Below are 17,720 nucleotides of genomic sequence, written 5' to 3' on the forward strand. Positions count from 1 at the left end.
CGGCGCCTGCCCGCCGCGCGGCCCGCCGGTCAGCCCGGCAGCGGCGGCTCCTCGCGCTTGCGGATCAGGTACGGCGGCATCGCCAGCGCGTGCATGCCGGTGGCCCGCAGCGTCTCGATCGAGTGCTCGGGCGTCTCCGTCAGCGGCTCCCCCGGCCCGTTGAGCGAGGTGTTGATCAGGACCGGCGTGCCCGTCCGCTCGTGCCACCTGGTCAGCAGGGCGTGCAGGAACGGCGTCTGCTCCGCCTCCACGGTCTGCAGCCTGGCCGTGCCGTCCACGTGCGTGATGCCGGGCAGCAGCTCGCGGTGCTCGGGCCGGACGGCGGCGGCGTACTGCATGAACGGGGCCGGGCGGTCCACCTCGAAGATGCGCCCGGCGTGCTCGGCCAGCACCAGCGGCGCCAGCGGGCGGAACCACTCGCGCCCCTTCACCTCGAAGTTGATGTAGTCCTGCATGTCGGGTCTGCGCGGGTCGCCGAGGATGCTGCGGTTGCCCAGCGCCCTGGGGCCCGACTCGCTGCGGCCCTGGTGCAGCCCCACCACGCGGCCGCTCTCCAGCAGCGCGGTCAGCTCGCCCACCAGGTCCTCCGGCCGCTCGGCGGACAGGCCGTCGGGCAGGCCGCGCACGGCCGCCTCGATCTCGCTCTCGTCGGGGTCGGGGCCGAGGAAGTCGTTCGTCCAGCGGAAGCGGCTCTCGACGCCGAGGCAGGCGATGAGCCCGTACAGGGCGCAGCCGACGGCCGTGCCGCCGTCGTGCGGGCTGGGCGGGATGAACACCTCGCGGAACGGGGACTCGCGGATGAGCCGGCCGTTGGCCGAGCAGTTCAGCGCGGTGCCGCCGGCGAAGGCCAGCGCGTCCAGGCCGGTCCTGGCGTGCAGCCAGGCGGCCAGCGCGGCCAGGGCGCGCTCGAAGGCGCGCTGGCCGGCGGCGGCCAGGTTCGCGGCGCGGCGGAACTCCTCGCCGCCCGGCTCGTAGACGAAGTCCTCGCGGCGGCCGAACACGGCCAGCCAGGCGGGCGGGATGTGCACCTCGTGGCCGCGCACGTCGAGGTCGGGCAGGCCCAGCGCGTCCGGGTCGCCGAACGGGGCCAGCCCCATCACCTTGCCCTCGTTGCCCTCGCCCTCGGGCCACATCATCTTCGTCAGCAGCGCGTAGAAGCAGCCGAGCCCGGCCGGCCGCGCCCAGTCGCCGTCCCAGAGCTGCTTGGCCAGGCACTCGACGCGCCCGCGCGCGCACCGGTAGAAGGAGGACACCTCCAGCAGCTCGCCGTCCGTGCCCGGCGGCAGCTCGACCTCCTCGGTGAAGTCCTTGACCCGGCTGCCCTGCGCGTCGATCACCAGCCCCGCCGCCTCCTCGAACGGCGAGGGGTAGAAGGCGCTGTAGAGGTGGGTGAGGTGGTGGGAGACCAGCACGATCCGGGCGCCGTCCTTGAGCCCGAGCGTCTCGCGCACCTCTTCCTGGTACGCCCCCACGTGCTCGATCTCGGTGTCGGAGGAGTAGCCCTCCACGACCAGGTCCACCGGCTCCTTCAGCAGCGGCATGGCGGGCAGGTAGCGGTCGGGGAGGTCGCCGAGGCGCCCCCAGTGGTGCTTGCGGCGGGTGACGCGCTCCTTCTGCAGGCTGTACATGCCCGACTCGCCCACCGCGACAGCGATGGAACCATCCTGGGTGCGATTTATGCCGACGACTATGGGAAAGTCCGCCATCCGGGTGCCTCCTGATCGTGATCAGGGGCACCGATACCCCAGGTCAGAACAAGTCGATCTCCCAACCGCGTAAGGGACACGTCAGCCTTGGCGGCCCTTCACACGACTTCTCACCAGCGGCACAGCCCTTTGATTCCCCAAATACGGATAAATCATCATATTGGCCATTAATGTCGCCACCGTTGCGACTTGCGGACAAACGGGCCTTCCCCGGAGAAGATCTTCTTGATAGAAGTTTCGGCTGCGGCCACAAGCCGCCGGCCGAAAGCCGGTCGTCCCTTTATACCGATAACGATCGGACCAATTCACGTGTTAGCCGATGATTTCTTCCTGGTCTCCTGGGACACGACCGGCACGGGCAAACCCCGCCTGCACGTTCGGGGTCTCGCGCTGGGCCTGGCCGGGGCGCTGATCGGGGAGCTGGTGCTGCACCAGCGGGTGATCGTGCGCGGCGTGCGGCTCGACCTGGTGGACGGCCACGCGGTACGGGAGAGCGTGGCCGACAAGGTGCTGGCCGACCTGCGGAATTCGCCGCATCATACCGACGTGCGCACCTGGCTGGCCTATCTCGCGCAACGCTCGGTCGCAGAAGTGAGCGGGCGACTCGTGAATTCCGGGCTGCTCGAACCCGAAAATCGGAAGATCTTCCGGCGCAGCCGGTCCCGGTTCTTCGCCACCGACTTCGGCCGGGCCATGTGGCCCGTGACCCGGCTGCGGCTGGCGCTGACGCGGTGCGGGCCGCTGGCGCCGCAGGACATGGCGCTGGCCACGCTCGTGGACGCCTGCGACCTGACCGACGCCGTGCTCGACGACCCCGGCAACCGCCGGGCGGCCCGCGACTACCTGACCACCCTGCTGGCCACCATGCCCCAGCCGCTGCGCGACCTGAGCCACCAGGTGTACGCCGCCGCGGGCGACGCCGTCCTCACCTACCGCACGTAAGACGCGCCGCACCCGCCTCCCCCACACCTGCCTCCCCCGCATCCGCCCACCCGCACCCGCCTCCCCCGCATCCGCCCACCCGCACCCCCCCGATCCTCCGCACACCTCGGGAAGGACCATGACGCGTAGCACCACTCGGACCGGCGCCGGGCGTGACCCGGTGGCCGGCGCGCTGGCCGCCAACCGGCTCGGCGCGCCCTCGGTCGTCTACTTCGTCCTGTCGGCCGCCGCGCCGCTCACCGTCGTGGCCGGGGTCATCACCACCGGCTACGCCGTCACCGGGATCACCGGGCTGCCGATCGCCTTCGTGGTGGTGGGCGTGGTGCTGTCGGTGTTCGCGGTCGGGTACGTGGCGATGGCCCGGCACATGGCCAACGCCGGCGCGTTCTACACCTACGTCACCCGGGGGCTGGGCCGTCCGGCCGGCATCGCGGCGGCCTGGATGGCGCTGGTGGCGTACAACACGTTGCAGGTGGCGCTCTACGGCGCCTTCGGCGTGGCGACCGCGCCGCTGCTGGAAGGGTGGCTGGGCATCACGCCCGCCTGGTGGGCGGTCTCGCTGGTCGCCTGGGCGCTGGTCGCGCTCCTGGGCATGATGCGGGTGGACGTCAACGGCCGGCTGCTGGCCGTGCTGCTGACCGCCGAGGTGGCGGTCATCCTGTTGTTCGACGTGGCCGACCTGATCAACCCGGCCGCCTCCGGCTACTCGCTGGAGACGCTGTCGCCGGCCGCGCTGTTCGTGCCCGGCGTGGGAGCGCTGCTGGTGCTGGCGACGCTGGGGTTCGTCGGGTTCGAGTCGTCCGTGGTGTTCTCCGAGGAGAGCCGGCAGCCCCGGCGCACGGTGCCGCTGGCCACCTACTCGTCCGTGGCGATCATCGCCTTCGTGTACGCGCTGTCGTCCTGGGCCATGACGGTCGCCACCGGCCCCGGCCAGATCGTCGCCACCGCCCGCCGCGACCAGGCGGAGACCATCTTCCTGCTCGCGCAGGCGCACCTGGGCCCGGTCGTGGTGGACATCGCCCGGGTGCTCTTCGCCACCAGCGTCTTCGCCGCGATGATCTCGTTCCACAACACCACCTCCCGCTACTTCTTCGCGCTCGGCCGCGAGCGGGTGCTGCCGGCCGTCTTCGGCCGCACGCACACCCGCAGCGGCGCGCCCAAGGCCGGCTCGATCGCGCAGAGCACGCTCGGCCTGGCCACGATCGTGCTGTACGCGCTGCTCGGCCTCGACCCGCTCGTGCAGCTCTTCTTCTACGGCGGGGCGTTCGGCGGCCTCGGCGTGCTGCTGCTGATCTTCGTGACGGCCATCGCGATCATCGTCTTCTTCGCCCGCGAGCCGCACGGCGAGACCCTCTCCCGCCGGCTGGTCGCGCCCGTGCCCGCCGCGATCGCGCTGGCCGTGATGGTCTGGCTCGCGCTGGACAACTTCTGGGCGCTGCTCGGCGTGCCCCAGGGCGACGCGCTGGCCCGGGTGCTGCCCGCCGTCTACGGCGTCGCCGCGCTGCTGGGCGCTGGCTGGGCGCTCGTGCTGCGCGCCCGGCAGCCCGCCGTCTACGCCGCGGTGGGGATGGGCGCCAAGGCGGCCACCGCCCAGAACGCCGCCCAGACCACCGCCCAGACCACCGCCCAGACCACCGCCCAGAACGCCGCCCACGACGACACCGCTCAGGGCACCGCATGACCGACGAGAGGAGTCTCATGGAGGAGAAGCCCGAGGCGAGGCCGGCCGTCCGCGAGGAGCCCTTCGGGCCCTGGCCGGCCCTCGACTCCAGCGCAGGGGAGACGTTCGCGTTACGGCCGGCGGTGCGCGCCGCGACGGCCGAGGACGCGGGGCGGGTGGCCGAGCTGATCGCGACCGCGTTCGCCGGGCTGCGGGCCACGTCCTACCTGGTGCCCGAGCGCAGGCAGCGGCACCGCGTCCTCGCGGCCAACTTCCGGATCTTCGTGGAGCATGCGCTGGAGCACGGCGAGGTGCACCTGATCGACAGCGGGCCGGCGGTCGCCGTGTGGTTCCCGTACGTCACGCCGCTGCCGCTGCCGCGCGACTACGACCGGCGGCTGGCCGAGGCCACGGGCGAGTGGGCCGGCCGGTTCCGGGTCCTGGACGAGCTGTTCGAGAAGAACCATCCGGAGCCGCCGCACCATCACCTGGCCTTCCTGGCCGTCCATCCCGACCGGCAGGACCAGGGGCTCGGCACGACGCTGCTGCGCCACCAGCACGCGCGGCTGGGCGGGCTGCCGGCGTACCTGGAGGCCAGCGACCCGCGCAACCGCGACCTGTACGCACGCCACGGCTACCGGGCGCGCGAGCCGTTCGCGCTGCCGGACGGCACGCTGTTCTGGCCCATGTGGCGGCCGGGCGCCCCGTGAGGATGGTCCGCTCGTGTGCCCGCGTGGGGCGGGCTTGGTGAGACGCCCTTGGTGAGACGCCTTTTGTGAGACGCCCTTTGTGAGGCGTCACAGATTTGACCGCCGACATTTACCGCGCTGTCCAGTTCACAGAATGACGAGCATGGCTCATCGTGTGCATGCGAATCCCCTCGCGACCACGGGAGAGCCCTCATGCGCCGTCGCACCTTCCTGACAGCCGTGTCCGCGTCGGTGGCGTTCTCGGGGGCGGTGTGGCACGAGGCGGCGGCGTCGGTGCGGGCCGGGGCGAGCCCGTACGGGCCGCTCGGCGCGCCGGACGCCAACGGCCTGGCGCTGCCCGCCGGGTTCACCGGCCGGGTCGTGGCCAGGACGGGCCGCAGCGTCGGCGGCACGCTCTGGCATCCGGCCCCCGACGGCGGCGCCTGCTTCCCTGACGGCGCCGGGTGGATCTACGTGTCCAACTCGGAGGTGCCGCTGGTCGGCGGCGCCTCGGCGATCAAGTTCCGGGCCGACGGGTCGGTGGAGCGCGCGTACCGCATCCTCAGCGGCACCAACCTCAACTGCGCGGGCGGCGCGACGCCCTGGAACACCTGGTTGTCGTGCGAGGAGATCTTCCGCGGCCGGGTCTACGAGACCGACCCGTACGGCGTCCGCGCCGCGCAGCCCCGCAACGCCATGGGCCGCTTCAAGCACGAGGCCGCCGCCTGCGACCCCGACCACCGGGTGATCTACCTGACCGAGGACGAGAGCGACGGCTGCTTCTACCGCTTCACGCCCACCACCTGGGGCGACCTGTCCAGCGGCCGGCTCGACGTGCTGTGCGGGGCCGGCGGCGACAGCGTGGAGTGGCGCCCGGTCCCCGACCCGTCGCCCGCCGTGCTGGAGCGCCAGACCAGGCACCAGGTCTCCGCCGCCCGGCACTTCGACGGCGGCGAGGGCTGCCACTACGCCGCCGGGGTCTGCTACTTCACCGCGAAGGGCGACCGCAAGGTCTGGGCGTACGACGTGGCGCGGCAGACCGTGACCGCGATCTACGACGGCACGGGCACGCTCGACGGCGTGGACAACATCACCGGCCTGAAGGGCGACCTCTACGTGGCCGAGGACGGCGGCAACATGGAGATCAACATCATCACGCCGGACGGCGTCGTGGCCCCCGTCGTACGCCTCGACGGGCACGCCGAGTCCGAGATCACCGGGCCCGCCTTCTCCCCCGACGGCACCCGGCTCTACTTCTCCTCCCAGCGCGGCACCAGCGGCGAGCCGGCCGGCACCGGAGGCGTCACCTACGAGGTGACCGGCCCCTTCCGCCGCTGACGCACCCCCACCCCTCTCGGAAGGAGTTCCCCCATGCTCCGGCGAACGCTCCTCCTGCTCACCGCGGCCTGGCTCGCCCTCTCGCTCGCCCCGCCGGCGCACGCGGCGCAGGCCGAGGTGTACGTGGCGCTGGGCGACTCGGCCGCCGCCGGCCCCCTGGTGCCGAACCAGGTCCACCTCGGCTGCCTGCGCTCCGACCGCAACTACCCCCACCTGGTGGCCGAGGCCATCGACGCGACCGCGTTCCGCGACGTGACCTGCTCCGGCGCCCAGACCGAGGACATGTACGCCCCGCAGGGCACCGAACTCGGCGACGTGCCGCCCCAGCTCGACGCCCTCAGCCCGGACACCACCCTGGTCACGGTGCAGATCGGCGCCAACGACGTCGGCCTGACCGGCTTCATCGAGGACTGCCTGAACCTGCTGCCCCCGCCCATCGGGGACGCCTGCAACGACGACTACGTCGTGGACGGCCGGGACAAGTGGCGCGTCGACACCGACGCCCTGCGCCCCCGCCTGACGGCCCTGGTCTCCGACATCCGCGCCCGCGCCCCGCAGGCACGGATCTTCGTGGTCGGCTACGCCACGTACGCCCGGCCCGACGGCTGCTACCCCCGGGTGCCGATCATCCGCGCGGACGCCAACTACATCAGGGCGACGCTGATGTACTTCAACCAGATGCTGGCCGAGCAGGCCGCGGCGGCCGGGGTGGGCTTCATCGACCTGCAGACGCCGAGCGTGGGCCACGACCCGTGCGCCTCGTCGGGCACCCGCTGGATCGAGCCGTACATCCCCACCTCGCCGGCGGCGCCGTTCCACCCGAACGCCCGCGGCATGCGTGGCTTCGCCACGGCGGTGACCGCCGCGATCAGCGGCGCGTAACCGGCGCGGCGAGGGGACCCGGCCGGCCCGGCGCGGGGCCGGCCGGGTCGGCACTGCTCGGGTCAGCACTGCTCGGGGCGGCGCGGCTGGAGGCGGTCGCGGTCAGCGGGGCCCGGTGAGTCGGCGGGCGGCCAGGGCGGCGCCGATGCGCTGCAGGTGGGCCGGGTCCATCGGGTCCAGGCCGGTCAGGCTGACGGCCCTGCGCAGCCGGTAGTCGACGGTGTTCGGGTGCACGTGGAGCAGCTCGGCGGTGCGCCGCCGGTCGAGCCCCGTCTCCAGGTACGCCGTCAGCGTACGCAGCAGGTCGGGGTTGTCGAGCAGCGGGTCGAGCAGTCCCGCGAGCAGCGCCGTGGCCTGGCTGGAGCGGGTGAGCTGGTATTCGAGCAGCACGTCGGCCAGCCGGTAGGCGCCCGGCGGCTGCTCGAAGAGCCGCACCACCTCCAGCACCTCCTCCACCAGCCGCGCCGCCGCCGGCACCCCCTGCGGCGGCGCGCACTCGGCGGCCAGCCAGACGGGCGCCCCCGCCGCCTTCCCCGCCGCCCGGGCCAGCTCTTCCACGTCCGGCTCCCCGGCCGGCCCGCCCCCGTGGAGCGGCACCAGCACCAGCCCGCCCGCCGCGTCGAACGCGGGCAGCACCGGCCCGCCCGCGCGCCGCTGCAACGCCGCCCTGATGCGGTGGAGCTTGCGCCGCGCCGCGACGGCCCCGCCCGGCCCCTCCTCGTCGGGATGCCGGCCCGCCGCGACGCCCAGCACCAGGTAGCGCGGGGCCAGCCGCACCCCGGCCAGGGCCGCGTGATCGCCGCCGAGCAGCGCGGAGACGGTGGCGTGCATGGCGTGCTGCTCCTGGCTGAGCTGGCTCTCCCGCTCCTCCAGGTACGCGGTGCAGACGGCGGCCGTGGCGGCCTCCATGTAGCGCAGGATGATGCGGTTGGCCTCCAGCACGTCGTCGAGGTCGTCCGGCTCCGCCTGGGCGAACAGCTGCTCGCACACCAGGCGCGCCCCCAGGTGGTAGGCGGCCAGCAGCGCCTCGACCGGCACGCCCTCCTGGGCCCGCCGGGCCGCCGACTCCCGCAGCGGCGCCAGCTCGCTCCGGCCCGGCGGCCGGCGGTCGCGGAAGGCGCGGGAGATCAGGCGCAGGTTGTGCCGGGTGATGGCCGTGATGTCCCCGTCGAGCTCCTCCTGCGGCAGCCGCCGGTAGACGGGGATCCGCTCGGCGAAGCCCCGTACGAGCTGGTCGGCCAGCTTGGGGATCTGCCGATCGAGCAGCTCGTGCAGCGGGCACCCGGCCAGGGTGAGGGGGCGTACCACGCTCGAACCCTCCCAGATCACCGCGAATCGGTGAAGACCCACGCCCTTGCGCCGCCCGCGGCCGGTTGTGAGCCGGCGGGCGTGAGCGGGCGGCGGGCTGTTCGGGGCGTGCGTTCACCTGCTCAGCAGAGCCGGTGAACTCGGCTGGGCGCCACGTCCGCCGGTGACCCGGCGGATCAGCGTGATCAGGCAGCACATGGCCACGGCGGCGCCGGCCTCGGCGTAGGGGCCGGCGGTGACGGGGACGGCGAGCACGGCGGTGGTGGTCAGGGCGCAGACCGGGCCGAAGCGGGTGACCAGTTGCAACTGACCGGCGGCGCGGCGGACGCCGCCGAGGGCCAGGCCGGCCAGGACGAGCGCGCCGAGGTTGGCGGCGGCCGGCGCCCAGGACTGGCGCAGGGGCTGGTAGGCCAGCGTGTACAGCAGGCAGCCGAGAACGCCGGCCAGGAGCGGGGTCAACGACACCCGGCGGGGGCGGGCGGGCCGGGCGTCGGGATGGGTGGGCGTCGGCTCGGGCCGGGAGACCGCGACGCGGGCGCGTCCCCGGAGCATCGACCAGGCCACTCTTGCCAGCCCTCGCAGATCGTCGAGGGCGGTGCGCAGGATGCGGACCCGGGAGTCGACGTCCTCGATCCAGTCGACGGGTACCTCGTGCACGCGCAGCCCGTTGTGCTCGGCGAGCAGCAGCAGCTCGGTGTCGAAGAACCACCCGTCGTCCCGGACCCTGGCCAGCAGCGGGCGCACCACCGCGGTCCTGGCCGCCTTGAAGCCGCACTGGGCGTCGCTGAAGCCGGCGCCGAAGCCGAGCCGCAGCAGCAGGTTGTAGCCGCGTGAGATGATCTCGCGGCGCAGCGACCGGCGGGTGCGTGCCCCGGGCGCGAGCCGGGTGCCGACCGCGATCTCGGAGTGCCCGCTGGCCACCGAGGCGACCAGCGGGAACAGCGCGTCCAGGTCGGTGGACAGGTCCACGTCCATGTAGGCGACGATGTCGGCCGGGCTGTCCTGCCAGGCGGCTCGCAGCGCCGCGCCCCGGCCGCGGATGTCCAGCCGGCGGGCGTGCACCCCGGCCAGTTCGCCGGCCAGCTCCGTGGCTATCCGCCACGTGCCGTCGGTGCTGCCGTTGTCGACGATCGTGATGCGCCACGGCAGGGGAAACGCGCGCAGATGGGCGATCAGCGTCCGGACGCAGCCCGCCAGGGCACGCTCCTCGTTGAGCACCGGGACGACGATGTCCACACTGGCCTGACCGGCCGCGGCGTCGACGATTGTGGATTCGGCTCGCATATCGGCCATGTTGCCTATGTCTCCCTTGATGGCGTCTTCCCCCCGTCGGCGCGGCGTCAGATGCCGAACATCGATCCGGGGCGTACCAGGCGGAAGCGCTGGTTGGCGTTGTTCCAGCAGCGGAACTGCACGATGGGCGCGTTGTCGTTCAGCGTGGCGCCACCGACGTCGAGGCACTTGCCGCTGAACGTGCGGATGTGGACCCGGCCGCGGCTGAGCGGCTCCAGGTGGAAGCGCTGGTTGGGGTCGCTGTGGCAGCGGTACTGGATGATCGGCGCGCCGTCCTCGGCGCTGTGGTGCTGCACGTCCAGGCACTTGCCGGCGAAGGTCTCGATCCTGAAGCCGCCGCCCGGCAGCCGGCGGAAGCGGAAGCGCTGGTGCGACTCGTCGTCGCAGCCGAACTGGATGATCGGCGCCCGGTCCTCGGCGCTGACGCCGGCGACGTCGAAGCACTTGTCGGCGTGCGTCTGGATCTCCAGGAGCTCGTCGCCGAACAGGATGCCGGGCTCCACGGCGGCGGCGGGCGCGGAGACGGAGGTCAGGACGATCGCCGTGACGGCGCCGCCCGTCAGCAGCCGCCTGCGGCCCGCGCGAATGGTGGTGCGCAACCTCATGATGGTTCCTTTTGTCATGAATAAACGGAACGACGCCCGGTAAGTTCAATTACCTGATGGCTTTGTGTCGCGAGCACATGCTAACGACGAACACGGGCAGTGTTACGCACGCTCGCCCAGTTTTTCGGCTCGTGTCCCAGGGCTGCGCGACACGACGATATTAGTTATGACGTTTGCCGATAAATCGGACCCGACTATCTGGGCGAAACGGCTCTTTGCCAGGCTTTGGGCAGCGGCTTCGAGCCTTCCATCTGCGGCAAGAGCGATAATCATGCCGAGCTGGACGTTAAGCCGGATTCTCTTCCCCTATGCGGTGACAAGCGGCAACATCACCGATCCGCAGCTTTGGAGAGGCATGACTCATACCATGGTGCGCGTACTGCGATTCGGTGTCGTGGGAAGTGCGTGTTTCGCGTTCCAATACGGGTGCGCCGCCACGTGTGCCGCGCTCGGCGTGCCCTGGCCGGCCGCCAACGCCGCCGGATTCCTCCTTTCCGCGCAGGCGAACTTCCTCCTCAGCTCCGGCTGGACCTGGGGCGACCGCAAGGTGAAACGCACCATGGAGGCGTTGCGGCGCCGGTGGATCGCCTACAACGGCACCGCCCTGCTGGCCCTGGTGATCAACACCGTCGTCTTCACCGCGGCCTACGAGCTCGCCGGATCGTTGCCGGCCGCGCTGCTCGGCGTGCTGAGCGGAGCCGGGCTGACCTACCTCGTCTGCGATCGGGGGATCTTCCGCCGGAGACGGCGCGCCCGCCGGCCCGTCCGGAACGTCCCGGCGACGGGCCCCGCGGCCACGACGCGGGGGCGGTGAGCCGGCATGCCGCCCCACGATCTCCCACCGGGTGTCCGGCGGATCGGCGTGGAAGGCGTCGCCGTGATCATGCACGCGGGCCCGCGGCCCCACGATCTGGAGCGCGCGGCCGAGGACCTTCTGGAGGCGCTGGCGCGGGCCGGTCACGAACACCGGATCGTCATCGTCCACGATGGCTGTGGCAGGACGGCGGAGATCGTGGAAACGCTGACCGTCCGGCATCCCGGGCGGCTCCTCGCCGTACGGCACGAGGGAGAGGCCGACGCTGCCGCGGCCGGCGTCCAGGCGGCGCTGGAACGTACCGAGATGCGCAGAATCGTGCTGGTCGGAGCGGGTGGCGCTGGCGAGCGGGCGCCCGCCGCCGACCTGCCCGCGCTCCTGCGCGCGCAGCGCGACGAGCGGGCGGACGTGGTGATCGGGCGGGCCGGGCGGGCGGCGCCACGGGCCCGCCTGACGGGAGGGCCGCCCGGCCGGTTGCTGTCGGACCTGCGCGACCCCGGCCCCTCCTGCCCGTACCGGCTCTTCGACCGCTGGCTGCTGGAGGAGCCGCACGGGCCGGCGCCCGGATGCGCGCGGGACCGCCTGCGGGTGGTGGAGCATCCGCTCACGGATCACGGCGAACGGGCGCCGGACGGCCCGCCCGCCCGGCGGGCCTTCTCGATCCCGCCGGCCCGGCTACGGCCCGGACGCCGGCCGTGGAGCCCGGCCATGCGCCTGCTCCGGCCCGAGGACCGGACGCTCGCCCTCCTGACCATGGCGGCCGTGGTCCTGTCGGCTCTGGCCTTCGCCTACCACTGGCGCCTCGGCTCCGTGCTGGCCTACAACGACAGCGGCTCGCACCTGCTCATCGCCCGCCGGGTGATCGACAGCCCGACCCCGGGCCTGGCCCAGCTCGGCGGGGTCTGGCCGCCGCTGCCGCACCTGCTGGTGCTGCCCTTCGTCTGGCACGACGGCCTGTTCTACTCGGGCCTGGCCGGCGCACTGATCTCGATGATCTCGTACGTGGTGGCCGTGCGGTATCTCTACCGCCTCGCCACGGACATGGCGGGAACGGGCGGCGCGCGGGCCCGGGCCGCCGGGATCACCGCCGCCGGGCTGTTCGCGCTCAACCCCAACGTGCTCTACCTGCAGAGCACCCCGATGACCGAGCTGCTGCTGTTCGCGTGCGTCGCCGCGGCTGTGTACCACCTGCACGTCTGGTGCCGCACCGCGCGGCACACGCAGCTGGCGATCGCCTCGGCGGCGGCGCTGCTGGCCACTCTGACCCGCTACGAGGGCTGGGTGCTGGCCGTGGCCATGACGGCGGTCGTGGGCTACGTCTCCTTCCGCCGCCGGCGCGACCTCGCCCGGGTGGAGGCCCACCTGATCTTCTTCGGCATGGCGGCCTTCGCCGGGATCGTCGGCTGGGCGCTCTGGAGCCGGGTGATCTTCGGCGACTGGTTGTACTGGCACTCCGGCGAGTACGCCAAGCCGTCGCTGTGGGTCTCGCCGGACGACGCCAACGTGGGCGCGCCGGCCGTCGCCTGGAGAACGTACGGCCACGCGATGCTCCACGACCTCGGCGCCCTCACCCTCGCCACCGGTGCGGCGGGCGTGCTGGCCTATGCCTGGCGGCGCCGGCTGCGCGCCGAGGCGCCGGCGCCCTACATCCTGCTGATCTTCGTGCCGTTCTTCGCCCAGGCGCTGACCATGGGGCAGCGTCCGCTGCACGTGCCCGAGGTGCACGGAAGCTTCTACAACGTGCGCTTCGGGCTGGTCATGGCCATGGCGGCCGCCGTCTTCACCGGCTACCTGCTGTCGCTGGCGCCCCTCCGCACCCGGTCCGGCGCCCGCTCCGGCACCTGGTTCGGCACCCGGCTCGGCTCCCGGCTCGGCGCCTGGTTCGGCTTCCGCTTCCGGGCCGGCTGGGAGCGGAGCGTGCTCGTCGGGTGCGCCCTGTCCACGGTCCTCGCGGTGCCCGGCACCGCCACCCTCACCGAGCCGATGAACTGGCACGCGGGACGGGACGAACGCGCCGTCGCCCGGGCCGTGGACCTGCTGCGCCGCGGCTATGACGGGGGGCTCCTGCTGATGGAGAACCACGGCAACGAGACGGTCACCTTCGGCTCCCGCATACCGCTGGGCCGCATCGTCTACGAGGGAAGCTTCCGCGTCTGGGACCGCGCGCTGAAGGACCCGGCCGGCCAGGGGATCCGCTGGATCTACGCGCGCACCCTCGCCGGCCGCGACGACCGCACCTGGCGCGCGCTCCGCGACCTGCCCGCGCTGACCCGCGACTTCACCCTGGTCTACCAGGACGAGGTCCAGCACATCTACCGGAGGCGACCCTGATGACGCGGCCTCACCACGAACAGGCCGGCCCGTCTCACCACGAGCAGGCCGGCCCGTCCGTCACCGCCGGCGACGCCGCCACCACCGGCGGCGGGCCCGCACCGCGCATCGGCGTCCTCGACGACGAGCTGAGCGCCCGGCGGCTGCTCGACCGCAGGCAGGCGGCTCTCGCCGCCCTGGCGCCCGCCGTGGTCGTGCTCGCGCTCGTCGCGCACCTGGCCTTCGGCTGGGGGCCCTCGCCGCTGTGGTGGGCCCAGGCGGCGGTCGCGGCCGTCACCGCCGCCTACCTCGCCGCGCTCGTCTTCAGGACCGCCGTCATCCTGGGCGCCTGGGACGCGGCGGTCATCGCGCTGGACGCGGACGCCATCCGGACGGAGCACGCGGCACTGCCGGTCTACACCGTCCTGGTGCCCCTCCACCGCGAGGCGGCGGTGCTGCCGGCCCTGCTCGACCACCTGGCCGGACTGGACTATCCGCCCGAATCGTTGCAGATCATGCTGTTGATCGAGGAGGACGACGCCGAGACGCGCGCGGCGCTGCCGGACCTGGACGCCCCCTTCGAGGTCGTGATCATCCCGCCGTCCCCGCCGCGTACCAAGCCCAAGGCCTGCAACGTCGGGCTCGCCCGCGCCCGGGGCGAGTTCGTCGTCGTCTACGACGCCGAGGACCGCCCGCAACCCGACCAGCTGCGCAAGGCCGTGCACGCCTTCCGGACCCTGCCCGACCGGGTCGTGTGCGTCCAGGCCGAGCTGCAGTACTGGAACCCGTGGACCAACTGGCTGACCCGCTGCTTCGCCGCCGAGTACGCCGCCCACTTCAGCCTGGTGCTGCGCGGCCTCGACCGGTACCGGCTGCCGATCCCCCTCGGCGGCACCTCCAACCACTTCCGCGCCGACGCGCTGCTGGCCCTGGGCGGCTGGGACATCTACAACGTCACGGAGGACGCCGACCTGGGCATCCGCATCGCCCGGCGCGGCTGGGACGTGCGCATGATGGTCTCGGTGACCGAAGAGGAGGCCAACAGCCGCGTGGGCAACTGGATCCGGCAGCGCAGCCGCTGGATCAAGGGCTATCTGCAGACCTGGCTCGTCCACACGCGTCACCCGCTGCGGCTGTGGCGGCAGCTCGGCACCGGGCGCACCCTCGCCTTTCACCTCACCATGGGGCTGCCCACGCTCACGACCCTGGCCAACCCGTTCTTCTGGGCGCTCACCGTGCTCTACCTGTGCACCGGCACCCGCTACGTCCAGGCGCTCTTCCCGCCGCTCTGGCTCTACTGCGGCGCCGCCGCCATGGTCGTCGGCAACTTCCTGATGGTCTACTGCATGATGGCCGGCTGCCTGGAGCGCGGGCTCTTCCCCGCCGTCCGCACGATGTTGTCCGTCCCGCTGTACTGGGCGTTGATGAGCGTGGCCGCCTACAAGGCGCTCTTCCAGCTCCTGCGGCCCGGCCGGCGGCACTTCTGGGAGCTGACGGAGCACGGCCTCGTCGACGCTCCCGGCGCCGCCGCCCCGAAGGACGCGGAGGACCTGGAGCCCGCGCTGAGCCGGCCGTAGCCGACCGGCGAACCGTCCGGGCGGGCGTAGCGGACCGGCGAACCGTCCTGGCGGGCGGCGGGCGGGCCGGCGAACCGTCAGGTGGGCGGCGGGCGGGCGTGAAAGTTTCACGGTCTTATGAGGGGGACGGTGCGCAGGCGTTGACGGGGGTGGTGGTGGGAAAGGAGGATCGGGGTCCGCGCTGTTTTGGGAGCGCTCCCAACCCCCCTTCTCAAGGACCTCCATGACTCGATGCCGGGCCGCCTTACTGGCCCTCCTCACCATGGTCGCCCTGTCCCCCGCCACCGCGACGGCCGCGCAGGCCGCCGCCGACGAGGGACCCGAGCAGATCGTCAACGGCACCTTCGACTCCGGCACCGCCCCCTGGTGGGCCACCGCCAACACCACCCTCACCGTGGACGAGGGCCGGCTCTGCGCCGACATCCCCGGCGGCACCGCCAACCCGTGGGACGTCATCATCGGCCAGAACGACCTCCCCCTGGTGGCGGGCGAGACGTATGCCTACAGGTTCTTCGCCACCGCGACCCCGGCCAAGATCGGCAGGGCGCTGATCCAGCTCCCGGTGGACCCCTGGACGCAGTATTTCGCCGCCAACCCCGAGCTGAGCGTCTCGGGCAACTCCTACTCCTACACGTTCACCGCCCCCGTGTCGCTGCCGAACGCGCAGGCGGTCTTCCAGCTGGGCGGCAGCGCCGAACCCTGGAGGTTCTGCATGGACGACGTGTCGCTCAAGGGCGGCGCCGAGCCCGAGGAGTACGAGCCGGACACCGGCCCCCGCGTGCGCGTCAACATGGTGGGCTACCTGCCCACCGGCCCGAAGCGGGCCACGCTCGTCACGGACGCGACCGAGCCGCTGGCCTGGGAGCTGAAGGACGCCGGCAAGGAGACGGTGGCCAGTGGCCAGACCGTCCCCAGGGGTGTGGACGACAGCTCGGGCCAGAACGTCCACACGCTCGACTTCGGCGGCTTCCGCGAGCCGGGCGAGGGCTACACGCTGACGGCGGACGGCGAGACGAGCCGGCCGTTCGACATCGCGGCCGACCTGTACGACCGGCTCCCGGCGGACGCGCTGAAGTTCTACTACACCCAGCGCAGCGGCATCGAGATCCGCGACGACCTCCGGCCGGGCTACGGCAGGCCGGCCGGTCATGTGGGCGTCGCGCCGAACCAGGGCGACGTGGACGTGCCCTGCCAGCCGGGCGTCTGCGACTACACGCTGAACGTCAAGGGCGGCTGGTACGACGCCGGCGACCACGGCAAGTACGTCGTCAACGGCGGCATCTCGGTCCACCAGCTCATGGCCACGTACGAGCGTGACAAGGCGGCCTTCACCGATGGCCGGCTCGACATCCCCGAGAGCGGCAACGGCAGGCCCGACATCCTGGACGAGGCCCGCTGGGAGCAGGAGTTCCTGCTGAGCATGCAGGTGCCGGACGGCGAGCCGTTCGCGGGCATGGCGCACCACAAGATCCACGACCGGAACTGGACCGGCCTGCCCCTGATGCCGCACCTCGACCCCCAGCCGCGCGAGCTGCACCCGCCGTCCACGGCCGCCACGCTCAACCTGGCCGCCACGGCCGCGCAGGCCGCCCGCCTGTACGCCCCGTACGACGCCGAGTTCGCCGCCACGAACCTCAAGGCGGCCCGCAAGGCGTGGGCGGCGGCCAGGGCCAACCCCGAGAAGTACGCCGACCCGGCCGACGGCGTCGGCGGCGGCGCCTACAGCGACCCCGACGTGAGCGACGAGTTCTACTGGGCGGCGGCCGAGCTGTACCTGACGACGGGTGAGAAGGAGTTCAGGGACTTCGTGCTGGCCTCTCCGCACCACACCGGCGACGTCTGGCGCGAGCGCGGCTTCGACTGGGGCAACGTCGCCCAGCTCGGCCGCCTGGAGCTGGCGACCGTGCCGAACGCGCTGCCCGACCGGGAGCGGGTGCGGCAGTCGGTGGTCGAGGGGGCCGAGAAGTATCTGGCGATCCAGCGGGCACACCCGTACGGCATCCCGTACGACCCGCCGGACTTCGACTGGGGCTCCAACCACCTGATCATCAACAACGCGATCGTCATGGCCACGGCCTTCGACCTGACCGGGCAGGAGAAGTACCGGGAGGCCGTGCGTGAGGCGATGGACTACGTCCTGGGCCGCAACGCGCTCAACCAGTCGTACGTCACCGGCTACGGCGAGGTGGCCTCGAAGAACCAGCACAGCCGCTGGTACGCCCGCCAGCTCGACCCCGAGCTGCCCAACCCGCCGCGCGGCACGCTCGCGGGCGGCCCGAACTCCGCCATCCAGGACCCGGTCGCGCAGCGGCTGCTGCGGGGCTGCGAGCCGCAGTTCTGCTACATCGACGACATCGAGTCCTGGGCGACGAACGAGCTGACCATCAACTGGAACGCGCCGCTGGCCTGGATCTCGGCGTTCCTGGCCGACCGGGGCGAGCGCGCCGACTGCCGGGTCCGCTACTCGGCGCACGGCGCGTGGCCGGGCGGGTTCACCGCGCAGGTCACGATCGAGAACACCGGCGGCAAGACCCTGGAAGGCTGGAGCCTGCGCTGGTCGTTCCCGAGCGGGCAGCGCGCCGGGCACGCCTGGGGC

13 protein-coding genes are annotated in these 17,720 nt (G+C 72.7%); 9 read left to right on the forward strand and 4 right to left on the reverse strand.

The features are described from left to right. Positions 1–29: 29 nt before the first annotated feature. Entirely contained in the window at positions 30–1,706 is a 1,677-nt protein-coding gene (locus IO39_RS40265; RefSeq protein WP_043635719.1) for a carbamoyltransferase family protein, read from the reverse strand. 309 nt (positions 1,707–2,015) lie between these two features. Between IO39_RS40265 and IO39_RS51445 the strand changes: the two genes are divergently transcribed. The 5 genes from IO39_RS51445 to IO39_RS40290 all read left to right on the forward strand — a co-directional run bounded on the left by IO39_RS51445 (position 2,016) and on the right by IO39_RS40290 (position 7,217). Further along, entirely contained in the window at positions 2,016–2,648 is a 633-nt protein-coding gene (locus tag IO39_RS51445) for a GOLPH3/VPS74 family protein (protein ID WP_052423994.1), read from the forward strand. Positions 2,649–2,766: 118 nt separating this feature from the next. Next, positions 2,767–4,329, forward strand: a complete 1,563-nt coding sequence (locus IO39_RS40275; RefSeq protein ID WP_052423995.1) for an APC family permease — start codon at positions 2,767–2,769, stop codon at positions 4,327–4,329. A 17-nt stretch (positions 4,330–4,346) separates the two neighbouring features. Next, positions 4,347–5,018: a GNAT family N-acetyltransferase gene (locus tag IO39_RS40280; RefSeq protein ID WP_084774349.1), complete on the forward strand. Its 672-nt coding sequence runs from the start codon at positions 4,347–4,349 to the stop codon at positions 5,016–5,018. 192 nt (positions 5,019–5,210) lie between these two features. Then, positions 5,211–6,335, forward strand: coding sequence for an alkaline phosphatase PhoX (locus IO39_RS40285; RefSeq protein ID WP_043635722.1), 1,125 nt, complete (start codon positions 5,211–5,213; stop codon positions 6,333–6,335). Between the two features lie 33 nt (positions 6,336–6,368). Next, complete coding sequence (locus IO39_RS40290; protein ID WP_052423996.1) at positions 6,369–7,217, forward strand: SGNH/GDSL hydrolase family protein; 849 nt, start codon at positions 6,369–6,371, stop codon at positions 7,215–7,217. Between the two features lie 102 nt (positions 7,218–7,319). Here IO39_RS40290 and IO39_RS40295 read toward each other — a convergent pair whose 3' ends face one another. The 3 genes from IO39_RS40295 to IO39_RS40305 all read right to left on the reverse strand — a co-directional run bounded on the left by IO39_RS40295 (position 7,320) and on the right by IO39_RS40305 (position 10,423). Beyond that, on the reverse strand, positions 7,320–8,525 hold the full coding sequence (locus IO39_RS40295) for a PucR family transcriptional regulator (protein WP_043635724.1): 1,206 nt from the start codon (positions 8,523–8,525) through the stop codon (positions 7,320–7,322). Between the two features lie 114 nt (positions 8,526–8,639). After that, positions 8,640–9,809 carry a glycosyltransferase gene (locus IO39_RS40300; protein WP_084774351.1) on the reverse strand — a complete coding sequence of 390 codons (1,170 nt, stop codon included), beginning with the start codon at positions 9,807–9,809 and terminating at the stop codon, positions 8,640–8,642. 56 nt (positions 9,810–9,865) lie between these two features. Beyond that, positions 9,866–10,423, reverse strand: coding sequence for an RICIN domain-containing protein (locus tag IO39_RS40305; protein ID WP_043635727.1), 558 nt, complete (start codon positions 10,421–10,423; stop codon positions 9,866–9,868). Positions 10,424–10,817: 394 nt separating this feature from the next. On the opposite strand from IO39_RS40305, the gene IO39_RS56335 reads away from it, so the two are divergent. From IO39_RS56335 to IO39_RS40325, 4 genes are all read left to right on the forward strand, one after another. Beyond that, positions 10,818–11,237: a GtrA family protein gene (locus tag IO39_RS56335; protein WP_169789204.1), complete on the forward strand. Its 420-nt coding sequence runs from the start codon at positions 10,818–10,820 to the stop codon at positions 11,235–11,237. Between the two features lie 63 nt (positions 11,238–11,300). Continuing rightward, positions 11,301–13,568: a glycosyltransferase family protein gene (locus tag IO39_RS40315; RefSeq protein ID WP_169789205.1), complete on the forward strand. Its 2,268-nt coding sequence runs from the start codon at positions 11,301–11,303 to the stop codon at positions 13,566–13,568. Next, on the forward strand, positions 13,568–15,124 hold the full coding sequence (locus IO39_RS40320; protein ID WP_063765439.1) for a glycosyltransferase family 2 protein: 1,557 nt from the start codon (positions 13,568–13,570) through the stop codon (positions 15,122–15,124). The genes IO39_RS40315 and IO39_RS40320 overlap by 1 nt, the downstream gene beginning before the upstream one ends. Positions 15,125–15,347: 223 nt before the next feature. After that, a partial coding sequence (locus IO39_RS40325) for a glycoside hydrolase family 9 protein (RefSeq protein WP_052424000.1) occupies positions 15,348–17,720 on the forward strand: 2,373 nt, incomplete at its 3' end.

Origin of the sequence: Nonomuraea candida (genome assembly GCF_000725485.1) — a bacterium.
GTDB lineage: Bacteria > Actinomycetota > Actinomycetes > Streptosporangiales > Streptosporangiaceae > Nonomuraea > Nonomuraea candida.

What these genes read in the sequence shown, in the direction of transcription:
- IO39_RS40290 (WP_052423996.1), top strand. Translation starts at nt 6,369, where the DNA reads ATGCTCCGGCGAACGCTCCTCCTGCTCACCGCGGCCTGGCTCGCCCTC.
- IO39_RS40265 (WP_043635719.1), bottom strand. Translation starts at nt 1,706, where the DNA reads ATGGCGGACTTTCCCATAGTCGTCGGCATAAATCGCACCCAGGATGGT.
- IO39_RS40280 (WP_084774349.1), top strand. Translation starts at nt 4,347, where the DNA reads ATGGAGGAGAAGCCCGAGGCGAGGCCGGCCGTCCGCGAGGAGCCCTTC.
- IO39_RS40275 (WP_052423995.1), top strand. Translation starts at nt 2,767, where the DNA reads ATGACGCGTAGCACCACTCGGACCGGCGCCGGGCGTGACCCGGTGGCC.
- IO39_RS40300 (WP_084774351.1), bottom strand. Translation starts at nt 9,809, where the DNA reads ATGCGAGCCGAATCCACAATCGTCGACGCCGCGGCCGGTCAGGCCAGT.
- IO39_RS40320 (WP_063765439.1), top strand. Translation starts at nt 13,568, where the DNA reads ATGACGCGGCCTCACCACGAACAGGCCGGCCCGTCTCACCACGAGCAG.
- IO39_RS40305 (WP_043635727.1), bottom strand. Translation starts at nt 10,423, where the DNA reads ATGAGGTTGCGCACCACCATTCGCGCGGGCCGCAGGCGGCTGCTGACG.
- IO39_RS40285 (WP_043635722.1), top strand. Translation starts at nt 5,211, where the DNA reads ATGCGCCGTCGCACCTTCCTGACAGCCGTGTCCGCGTCGGTGGCGTTC.